At 57.2% G+C, this 2,627-nt stretch carries 3 protein-coding genes; all 3 read right to left on the reverse strand.

The features are described 5' to 3' along the window. Nucleotides 1–874: plasmid replication protein RepC (repC, locus tag AC1D17_RS28425; RefSeq protein WP_477568554.1), on the reverse strand; the 874-nt coding region annotated here is incomplete at its 3' end. Nucleotides 875–1,064: 190 nt separating this feature from the next. After that, complete coding sequence (gene repB, locus AC1D17_RS28430; RefSeq protein ID WP_477568555.1) at nucleotides 1,065–2,102, reverse strand: plasmid partitioning protein RepB; 1,038 nt, start codon at nucleotides 2,100–2,102, stop codon at nucleotides 1,065–1,067. Beyond that, the coding region (locus tag AC1D17_RS28435; protein ID WP_477568556.1) for an AAA family ATPase at nucleotides 2,099–2,627 on the reverse strand (529 nt) is incomplete at its 5' end. The genes repB and AC1D17_RS28435, both read right to left, overlap by 4 nt.

Here is a 2,627-nt window from a genome sequence, read left to right on the forward strand (position 1 = left end):
TCCGAACTGGCTCCCGCGGCGGTCGATCACCGTCCAACGCCTTTGCACCCTGCTCGTTTCTAGAGCTAGGTTCAAATTCATAGATGGATTCGGTATTTGAATTCTGTATGTGACGCTCAATGTGGTCACCATTGGTGCTAGTATTTTCGTCATTCTGCTGCATTTCCAGGATGTTGACAATCTCCCGCTGGAGGAGCTCCATCTCATCCAGGATCGAATTGACGTCCCTGAGCGCCGGAGAGCGCGGAATCCTGCCCACGAGACTGACGTACATCGCTTCGATGATTTCCCAGTTACCCGACGCACCTTCCTCCATCGCGGCAGAAATGAGCTTCCGAACGTCGCGCCGGCATATCGTCAAATTTTCCTTTGCCCGCCGGAGCGTTAAACGATCGGCAACGACCTGTTGCGCCATCATGGCGAGTTGATCGGCTCGCATGAGTAACGGTGAAAGATCAAAGCCGAATGCGCTATCGATCGCACCCGCCTTGTCCTTCCGGGCGTAGCGCTTTCCATTCGCGCTGTCCTTTCGCACGATCAGTCCCGCCTCAACGAGAAGGGCCAGATGTCTGCGAAGCGTAGCGCCGGCGATACCGTGCGCCCGGAGTGTCAATTGGGCGTTGGACGGGAAAACAATGAGCTGCGCATCTTGGCACAATTCGTTGTCCGGATAAAAGCTTAAGAGTGCGTCTAGGACGGCTAGGCTGCGATCCTGTAGCCCAAGCAACTCCCTCGCTTCGGAAGCATCCCGAAAGACCTTCCATTTGTCGGCCGACTTGCCTGGCTTGATCTCGCGTGTCTCAATCTGCCGCCTGACCAAGGCAAGCGTCATCGGCCGCCGCCCAAAGGGCGTCGTCACACTTCCAATCTGCATTTTCTTCACCTTAAAAAAGGCAAAAGAAACCTGCTCACCAAATTACGGTGCCAAAGACTCTTGACTGGGATTCGGGGAAATGCGATTCTCTAGTTGTCACACAGAGAGAGAGGCTTCCACGACGGCAACGTTTGGGGGGCCTTTTTCTTTTGCAGTTCTTCCTTTCTTCACCTCCAAACCCTGACAGCTGTCAGGGTTTCTCGTTTTCTCGCAGACGGGCAAAGCGCTCGGTAAGCGCTGGGAGCTCCGCCTCAACAAACTTCAAAAACTCAATCCCGAGTGCGCCCTCGGCCGAAATTCGAACCTCTTTCGAGGACATCAACAAGGCGCCGAGCTTTGTCCCGCTTTTGTCGGTAATCGGGCTTGGCTCTCGACGACCAGTCGATACTGGCTTGATGGCGTTCAATGCACGCTGAAACCTTTGATCGGAGGTCTCAGCAGCATCGCCTTTCCTATCCAGCGCCGTCCGTAGGGTGTCGAGCGCTCCCGCGTCGCCCGCAACCGTCTTGGCAAGATCGAGCCAACGTGGCCGCCCGATCCTTGGCGCCCGCCCAATGGCCTCGATGATGTCCGGAGGAATGATCCTGTAGACATTCCGCATCCGAGCCAGTTCTGCGTCCTCGACCGAAAGCGCAGCGTAGATGTGCCGAGGCTTGATCCCCGCATCATCCATCCGCGATGCAAATAGCGCGCGCTCGATCCAGGTGAGGTCTTGGCGCCCCGCGTTTTCGATGCCTTGTGCAAGAACTAGGTCGAGGTCAGAAATCTCGACTTCGAGAGCGCGAACAGGCCTGTCGAGCTGAATAGCCGCGAGCCACCGTCGATGACCGTAGACGATCTGATAGCGACCTGGCGACGAAGGGTGTTTGCGAACCTGGACGGGAACCTTTTGCCCCTCAGTCTCGATCGACCGCTTGAACACGTCGAAGCTAGTCCCGTCATCGTCCGGCAGTCTGTCCGGGTAAGGGGAGGGGTCGATGAGCGACGGATCCAACTCGCGAACCGCACCACCACCCGACTCAACGATAGCCTTCAAGCGATCTCGCTCTGTTCGGATGTCGTCGATCGCTCGGTGAGCAGCACCGATCACGCCCGCCCCGACACGATTCCCGGGAACCGGGGCAGGTGCCGGCGACGGCTGCTGTTGATCCGCAGCTTGATCACTCTCCAGCTCCGCGGAAAGCAACCCGAAGCTGGCGACAATCGACTTACGAGGGGATTTGCTCATGTCCGCCCCCAGCTGTCATTGACGAGGTGAACAATCGCCTCATTCACGGCATCGACCGCCTCTCGGGCACGCTTGTGAGTATCGCGCCCAATCTGCCCCAATTCGAGTTCATATACCGAACGTTTCGCCAAGCCGGCTGCCTCTACGGCGGTGCTTTCAATGGCGGTCGGCAACAATACATCGGAGCCGAACAGGTGCCGAAGCATCGCAACGACTTGCGACTGCGGCGCGTCATTGGGGTCGTGTCGTGTGACCAGATACCGAATGAAGTCCTGGTCCAACTGAGCGCCGCTCTCGTTTAGAACACTAATCAGATCGCCCATCATGAGAAGGAACTGGCTCATTGACGCAACGTCCAGCATAGCCGGGTGGACCGTAATGATCATGCTGGTCGCAGCGTATATCGCGCTCAACGTCAGAAAGCCGAGCGACGGCGGAGTGTCTAGAATCACAACGTCATAGTCCGCCTCGACTTCCGAAAGGGCGAGTTTCAGCCGCTCAAAGAAGATTGATCCGGAGCTGGAC

This window comes from Pararhizobium sp. P1_E7, assembly GCF_056405855.1.

What these genes read in the sequence shown, in the direction of transcription:
- repB (WP_477568555.1), bottom strand. Translation starts at nt 2,102, where the DNA reads ATGAGCAAATCCCCTCGTAAGTCGATTGTCGCCAGCTTCGGGTTGCTT.